This is a genomic window from Arenimonas sp. (assembly GCF_044348765.1).
GTDB lineage: Bacteria > Pseudomonadota > Gammaproteobacteria > Xanthomonadales > Xanthomonadaceae > Arenimonas.
In genome coordinates, this window is the sequence record NZ_JBIKSE010000056.1 from 1 (window position 1) to 7,101 (window position 7,101).

The following is a 7,101-nucleotide window of genomic DNA, read 5'->3' on the forward strand; positions in this document are numbered from 1 at the left end:
AAGTTCGCCGGCCAGAGTTTTCGCCCAACTGGCAACAGCTCCGCGGATGGTATTGGATATCCCTAGCATAGCGATCGGTTCCTTGACCGAGGTCGAAATAATATTGACGATACGACCCCATTTTCGGACCTGCATGCCGGGTACGATGGCGCGGATCAGCTGCTGGTTGCCGAGCACATGTTGCCGGAACACCTCGAGGAGTTGCGCATCGCTGGCGTCAACGAGCGCACCGCCGGCCGGTCCGGCACTGTTGTTGATCAGGATATCGAATCCTGTGCTGCCGATGATCGGCAATACACCGTCAAGCGCGAGCACATCCGCCACCAGCATTCCATGCTGTTGTCCATGCGCGGCTGAAAGCCGGCCCAGCGCGGCCTGCAGCGGCGCTTCGCGTCGGGCGAGCAGGGTGACTTCGGCGCCGAGCGCTGCCAGAGCCTTTGCCGATGCCAGTCCGATACCCTCAGAGCCACCACATACGAGGGCTTTTCTCCCTTGCAGGATATCCACCTCTAGTGCCTCGGCCCGATGGTACGAACCATCTGCGGAAGTAGGTCTTCTTCCGAATCGCCGCGCGGCGGCTCGAGTTCTTCTAGCCACAGACCTATTTCATCGGCATCCGCGTCATCCATGCCATCGAAGGCCCGGAAATCAGCATCCATCAAGGCGGCTCGTGCGATGTCATCGTTTTCATAGGTCAGGGTGTCACCGGCACTGTCAAAAACCATGGCGATACCGCTTTCAGTTACCTGTAAGCGAGCCCAGACCAGCAGATGTTCGGGGCGGGCCAGCCACCATTGTTCGGTGACCACAGCATAACCCGGGTCTTCGATGTCGTCGCTATCGCTCATTTTCAGGCCTTGCTCATGATGAAACAGAATAACGCCGCAATCATCGCCAGTAGGGTAATCCAGCCGAAAATTGCGGAAAGATTGCCGAATTGGTTGAGCACGCGTGCTTGCGGGAACTGCTTTTGTCTATAGCACATCAACCACCAGCCATAGGGCATACCGCCATTCTCCGTTCCGGGATCGAAGGGCAGCTTGCGGTCCAGATGTTCGCGGTAAGCAAGAATGCGCATGCCGAAATGCCCGGGCAGGGCGGATCCGAATACCCCGAGAAATGCAAAAAGCAAGCCGATCCACATCAGAAGGTCGCCAGGCCGGGTGCGCGTGGGTAGGGAATGGCGTCGCGGATGTTCTGCAAGCCGCAGACATACACCACCAGGCGCTCGAAGCCGAGGCCGAAGCCGGCATGCGGCACGCTGCCATACCGGCGGAAATCACGATACCACTCGTAATGTGCCGGATCCAGTCCGAACTGGCGCATGCGTGCATCCAGAACGTCCAGTCGCTCTTCGCGTTGGCTACCGCCGATGATTTCGCCGATGCCCGGCGCCAGCACGTCCATCGCGGCCACGGTCCGGCCATCATCATTCAGGCGCATATAGAAGGCCTTGATGTGTTCTGGATAGTTGGCGACCACCACCGGCCGGCCGACATGGACCTCGGTTAGCCAGCGTTCGTGTTCGGTTTGCAGATCAAGGCCCCATTCGACAGGATAGTCGAACTTCTGGCCGGATTTCTGCAGCAGGGTGATGGCATCGCCGTATTCGATGCGTTCGAAGGGCGCATTGATGAAGGCTTCGAGTTTGCTGATCGCGGTTTTCTCGACACGTTCTACAAGGAAAGCGAGATCGTCCATGCGTTCGTCGAGCACGGCTTTGAAAATGTACTTCAGGAATTGTTCGGCCAAAGCCGCGTCATCATTCAGATCGGCGAAAGCGATTTCCGGCTCGATCATCCAGAATTCGGCCAGATGGCGGGTGGTATGGGAGTTTTCGGCGCGGAAGGTCGGGCCGAAAGTATAGACCTTCGACAGCGCGAGACAATATGCCTCCACGTTCAGCTGGCCGGAAACGGTGAGGAAGGCTTCCTTGCCGAAGAAATCCTTGCTGAAATCGACTTCGCCCTTGGCGGTGCGCGGTAGGTTCATCATGTCAAGCGTTGAAATCCGGAACATCTGGCCGGCGCCTTCGGCATCCGAGGTCGAGATGATCGGGGTGTTGATCCAGTAGAAGCCCTGCTCGTGGAAGAAGCGGTGGATGGCCTGGGCCATGCAATGCCGAATACGGGTGACCGCACCGAACAGGTTGGTGCGCGGGCGCAGGTGCGCGACTTCGCGCAGGAATTCCAAGCTATGGGCTTTGGGCTGGATGGGGTAGGTTTCCGGATCTTCGACCCAGCCGACCACCTCGATGGTGCTTGCTTGCAGTTCAAAGCTCTGGCCCTGGCCTTCGGAAGCGGCCACGGTGCCGGTGGCGCGCACCGAACAACCGGCGCTGAGGCGCTTGATGTCACTTTCGTAATTGCCGAGCAGGGCGGGAGCCACCACCTGCACCGGCGCGAAGCAGGAGCCGTCGCTGACATTGATGAACGACAGTCCGGCTTTTGAATCCCGGCGGGTGCGCACCCAGCCCTGAACGGTCACGGTCTGGCCCACGGCGATTTTGCCCTCGAGCACCTGTTGGATACTTGCCACTGCCATACTTGAAATCTCCGTCAAACAACACCACCTCTGTGCTATAGAATAACCTTTCGCAAGCCATTCCCCAACTTTCTTCGAGATTCAAAGGCCTTAGGCATGTCAGTCAGTCTCACCCCCAGTGCCGCGGAACGCGTCAAGCAGTACCTCGAACAGACCCCGGATGGCATCGGCCTGTCGGTTTCCGTGCGCAAAAGCGGCTGCTCTGGCTGGACCTATGCTTTGGATATCGCCAAGCAAGCCCGCCCCGATGAACAGGTGTTCCGCAGCCATGGCGTCGATGTCCGGGTGCCTGAGGCCGCGCTGGAACAGCTGGAAGGGACGGAAATCGACTTTGTCAGCCAAGGGCTCAACCAGCAGTTCCAGTTCAAAAACCCCCGGGTCACCGGCCAATGCGGTTGCGGGGAAAGCTTTACCACGGCTGAAGCCCCGCCCTGAACGCCAATAAGCTCTTGTCTTTCCGGTAAAAACCGACGATAATATTGGGCTCCCGTGCATTACGGGAGTTCTTGCTCCACCGCATCCGCGGGGGGCTGTTTGGCCGGAAACGGCCATCATCCACAAGGAAACAACACAATGCGTCATTATGAAGTCGTGTTCATGGTCCATCCGGACCAGTCCGAACAAGTGCCGGCCATGGTCGAGCGCTACAAAACCCTGATCGAAGGTTCCAACGGTAAAATCCACCGTCTTGAAGACTGGGGTCGCCGCCAGCTGGCCTATCCGATCGAAAACCTGGTCAAGGCCCATTACGTGCTCATGAACATCGAGTGCAACCAGGCCGTGCTCACCGAGCTGACCGACAGCTTCCGTTTCAACGACGCCGTCCTGCGCAATCTGGTCGTGTCCATGGACGAAGCCGTCACCGAGCAGTCCCTGATCATGAAGCACAAGGACGACAAGGGTGACCGCCGCCGCCGCGATGAAGACAGCTCTGAAGCCGTCGAAGCCGATGGTGATGATGCCGAAATCAACGAAACCGTTGCCTGAGACCCGAGGAAGCCACCATGTCTAAATTTTTCCGCCGCCGTAAATTCTGCAAATTCTCCGCCGAAGGCGCAACCAGCATCGATTACAAAGATCTGAACACCCTTCGCCAGTACGTGACCGAAAACGGCAAAATCGTACCGAGCCGCATCACCGGCACCAAAGCCAAGTACCAGCGCATGCTGCAGGCCGCTATTAAGCGTGCCCGTTTCCTGGCTTTGATCCCGTATACCGATAACCACGACGTTTGATTCAGGCGTTGTACGGACAGCACCCGCTGCGGGCGGCAACGCCCGCTAACGTATAATTTTGGAGTAACCCATGAAAGTCATCCTGCTGCAGAAAGTCGCCAATCTCGGCGCATTGGGCGATCAAGTCTCGGTCAAACCGGGCTTCGGGCGCAATTTCCTTATCCCTTACGGAAAGGCCGTTCCGGCCACTGCTGACAACATCGCTGCCTTCGAAGCCAGACGCGCCGAGTACGAAGCTAAAGCTGCCGCCATTCTGGCTGCCGCTACCGAGCGCAAGCAGTCCCTGGAAGGTGCTTCCGTCACCATCAGCGCCAACGCCTCGGCCGAGGGCAAGCTGTTTGGTTCCGTTGGCGCCCGCGATATCGCTGAAGCCTTCACTGCCGCCGGCCACAAGCTGGAAAAATCGGAAGTGATCATGGGTGAAGGCCCAATCCGCCGCACTGGCGAATTCGAAGTCACCGTGCACCTACACGCCGATGTCGAAACCAAAGTCGGGGTCAATGTGGTTCCAGAAGCCGCCTGATTGCGTTTTTATTCGGAAAGAAAACCGCCTCCGGGCGGTTTTTTTTCGGCTATGAAATTCCACCGCTTATCCACAGACTTATGCGCAACGCTTCGCTCGTGAACGCGGTACGATAGATGCCGGTAACTCCGGAAATCCGCCATCATGTCAGCACGTCCCGAACCCCAGTCCAGCAACCGGAAAATCGATGAATTGAAGGTTCCGCCCCAGTCCATCGAGGCCGAGCAAGCGGTTCTCGGCGGGCTGATGCTGTCGCCCGATTCGATTAACCATCTTGGCGATTTGCTTTCCGACCGAGATTTCTATCTTCAGGCACATCGGGTCATTTACCAGGCCATCATCGAGCTTTCTGAAAAAAACCAACCGTTCGATGCCATCACTATTGGTGAGTGGCTGAATGCAAATAATCAGGCCAACCAGGTCGGTGGCACTGAATACCTTATCGATCTGGTAAGCCAGACGCCATCGGCTGCCAATATCCGTGCCTGGGCGGAAATCGTCCGTGAAAAATCCGTGCTGCGGCAGATGATCGAGGCCGGTACCGACATCGTCAATAATGGCTTCACCCCGGATGGACGCGATATCAAAGAACTTCTGGCCAGTGCCGAGCAGGCGGTATTCAAAATCGCAGAGCAGGGTGCGCGCGCTAAGAAAACCTTCGTGGCCGTCAAGGATGCCGCCAAGGACGCGTTCGAGCAGATCGTCAAGCGCTATGACAACAAAGGGGAGCTGTCCGGCCTGCCTTCCGGATTCAAGGAGTTCGATGACATAACCTCCGGCCTGCAGAAGCAGGACCTGATCGTTTTAGCGGCACGGCCAGCCATGGGCAAGACCACGCTCGCGCTCAATATCGCTGAATATGCGGCATTAAAAACCAAAAAAGCCGTGGCTGTGTATTCCATGGAAATGTCATCGGGCCAGTTGGCGCAGCGACTACTTTCCTCTATTGGTCGTATCAACGCCAACAACCTGCGCGCCGGCACCTTGGAAGATGAAGACTGGTCGCGCTTGACCATGGCCATCGGCATGCTGACCAAGTCCAAAATTTTCATCGATGATACCCCCGCGCTATCGCCGCAGGAATTGGCGTTCCGCGCACGCCGTCTCAAACGGGAACATGATCTCGGCTTGATCGTGGTGGATTACCTGCAGCTCATGCAAGTTCCCGGCAGCAAGGAAAACCGCGCCAATGAAATTTCCGAAATTTCGCGATCCCTCAAGGCCCTGGCCAAGGAACTCGATATTCCGGTTATCGCCTTGTCGCAGTTGAACCGCGGCCTGGAAAGCCGGACCGACAAACGGCCGGTGATGTCGGATCTGCGTGAATCCGGCGGTATCGAACAGGATGCCGATATCATCCTGTTTATTTACCGGGATGAATACTACAACAAGGATTCGAACGAGAAAGGACTGGCCGAGGTCATCATCAGCAAGCATCGTAACGGCTCGACCGGATCTTTCAAGCTCAAATTCTTCGGTGAATACACCCGTTTTGATAATCTTGCGCCCGATCATCTCGGGAATTTCGAATAAGCCATGGCCCGCGCCACTACAGCCCGAATCCACATGGATGCCCTGCGCCATAATCTGGCGCGGATCCGTTCGGCGGCCCCAGACTCGAAAGTCATGGCCGTGGTCAAAGCCGATGGATACGGTCATGGACTTGAACGCGTGGCGCAGGCGCTAGCTGGTGCCGATGCCTTCGGTGTCGCAGCAATTTCCGACGCCCAGCGTCTGCGCGCCGTAGGGTTTTCCCAGGGTATCGTGCTGCTTTCCGGATTCGACGAAGCGGCCGATCTGGCACAACTCAGAGAGCTTTCCGTGGTTACCGTCGTCCACCACCCCTTCCAGCTGGCAATGCTGGCAGAGGATTCTGGCAGTCCGATATCGGTTTGGCTCAAAATGGACTCCGGTATGCACCGCCTCGGATTTCCTCCGGAACAGTTTCCTGAAGCCTACCGGCGCCTGAAAGCGATGCCGAATGTGGACGATGACATCGTGTGCATGAGTCACTTTGCCAGCTCCGACGAACCGGGTAATCCACAGACCGTCAGTCAGCTGGCCTGCTTTGATGCTTTCCTGCCTGCGGATGCGTCGGTATGTTCATTGGCCAATTCTGCCGCCGTGCTGGCTTGGCCGGCGTCCCACAGGCAATGGTTGCGCGCAGGTGGGGCGTTATACGGTCTGAGCGTAGCTTCCGGCAGGACCGGTTCTGATTTCGGTCTGAAACCGGCAATGACCCTTAGCACCCGCCTGATTTCGACGCAGCAAGTGCGTGCCGGTGAACGAGTCGGTTATGCCGGAACCTATGTCTGTCCGGAGGATATGCGCATCGGTGTCGCTGCCATCGGCTATGGCGACGGTTACCCGCGGAACATTCGTCCGGGCACACCGGCCTTGCTGAACGGCCAACGCGTTCCGATTATCGGCCGCGTTTCCATGGACTTGATGACCGTCGATCTGCGCAGTCAGCCCCAAGCCGCCGTTGGCGATGAACTCATACTTTGGGGCGGCGGGCTTCCGGTCGAAGAAATCGCCGAAGCTGCCGGCACCATTAGCTATGAGCTGACTTGCTCGATTACCCGCCGCGTTCGCTTTCGGGAAGACTGAGCATTCACGCTGGAATGACGGCATTTCTGCTTTAGTAATGGTTTGAAGCACAAGGAGAATGCATGTGGCCAACGCCCTGGTCTGGTTACGTCGCGATCTGCGACTGCAGGACAATCCCGCGCTGGCGCAAGCAATCGCTGATGGATATGCGCCCGTACTGGTCTATGTGCATGCCCCTGAAGAGCAGGG

General features: G+C 57.5%; 11 protein-coding genes. 7 read left to right on the plus strand and 4 right to left on the minus strand.

The window, feature by feature from the left end; all coding sequences use genetic code 11:
• The 4 genes from ACIQ0Q_RS08000 to asnS form a co-directional block, all read right to left on the minus strand.
• Positions 1 to 507 (minus strand): SDR family NAD(P)-dependent oxidoreductase (locus tag ACIQ0Q_RS08000; RefSeq protein ID WP_395772414.1); only part of this gene is annotated, 507 nt, incomplete at its 3' end.
• Between the two features lie 2 nt (positions 508 to 509).
• Positions 510 to 848 carry a hypothetical protein gene (locus ACIQ0Q_RS08005; protein ID WP_395772415.1) on the minus strand — a complete coding sequence of 113 codons (339 nt, stop codon included), beginning with the start codon at positions 846 to 848 and terminating at the stop codon, positions 510 to 512.
• A 2-nt stretch (positions 849 to 850) separates the two neighbouring features.
• Complete coding sequence (locus tag ACIQ0Q_RS08010; protein WP_395772416.1) at positions 851 to 1,144, minus strand: hypothetical protein; 294 nt, start codon at positions 1,142 to 1,144, stop codon at positions 851 to 853.
• The gene (gene asnS, locus ACIQ0Q_RS08015; RefSeq protein ID WP_395772417.1) at positions 1,144 to 2,544 is read right to left on the minus strand and encodes an asparagine--tRNA ligase; all 1,401 of its coding nucleotides are present in this window, start codon (positions 2,542 to 2,544) and stop codon (positions 1,144 to 1,146) included. The genes ACIQ0Q_RS08010 and asnS overlap by 1 nt, the downstream gene beginning before the upstream one ends.
• Before the next feature lie 96 nt (positions 2,545 to 2,640).
• Between asnS and ACIQ0Q_RS08020 the strand changes: the two genes are divergently transcribed.
• The 7 genes from ACIQ0Q_RS08020 to ACIQ0Q_RS08050 all read left to right on the plus strand — a co-directional run.
• Positions 2,641 to 2,979: a HesB/IscA family protein gene (locus ACIQ0Q_RS08020; RefSeq protein ID WP_395772418.1), complete on the plus strand. Its 339-nt coding sequence runs from the start codon at positions 2,641 to 2,643 to the stop codon at positions 2,977 to 2,979.
• Between the two features lie 138 nt (positions 2,980 to 3,117).
• The gene (gene rpsF, locus ACIQ0Q_RS08025) at positions 3,118 to 3,531 is read left to right on the plus strand and encodes a 30S ribosomal protein S6 (protein ID WP_395772419.1); all 414 of its coding nucleotides are present in this window, start codon (positions 3,118 to 3,120) and stop codon (positions 3,529 to 3,531) included.
• 17 nt (positions 3,532 to 3,548) lie between these two features.
• Complete coding sequence (rpsR, locus tag ACIQ0Q_RS08030) at positions 3,549 to 3,779, plus strand: 30S ribosomal protein S18 (protein WP_297798809.1); 231 nt, start codon at positions 3,549 to 3,551, stop codon at positions 3,777 to 3,779.
• A 70-nt stretch (positions 3,780 to 3,849) separates the two neighbouring features.
• Positions 3,850 to 4,302 carry a 50S ribosomal protein L9 gene (gene rplI, locus ACIQ0Q_RS08035; protein WP_395772420.1) on the plus strand — a complete coding sequence of 151 codons (453 nt, stop codon included), beginning with the start codon at positions 3,850 to 3,852 and terminating at the stop codon, positions 4,300 to 4,302.
• Positions 4,303 to 4,446: 144 nt separating this feature from the next.
• Positions 4,447 to 5,835 (plus strand): replicative DNA helicase, encoded by a 1,389-nt coding sequence (locus ACIQ0Q_RS08040; RefSeq protein WP_395772421.1) that lies wholly within the window; start codon positions 4,447 to 4,449, stop codon positions 5,833 to 5,835.
• A 3-nt stretch (positions 5,836 to 5,838) separates the two neighbouring features.
• Positions 5,839 to 6,912, plus strand: coding sequence for an alanine racemase (alr, locus tag ACIQ0Q_RS08045; RefSeq protein ID WP_395772422.1), 1,074 nt, complete (start codon positions 5,839 to 5,841; stop codon positions 6,910 to 6,912).
• 64 nt (positions 6,913 to 6,976) lie between these two features.
• The coding region (locus ACIQ0Q_RS08050) for a deoxyribodipyrimidine photo-lyase (protein WP_395772423.1) at positions 6,977 to 7,101 on the plus strand (125 nt) is incomplete at its 3' end.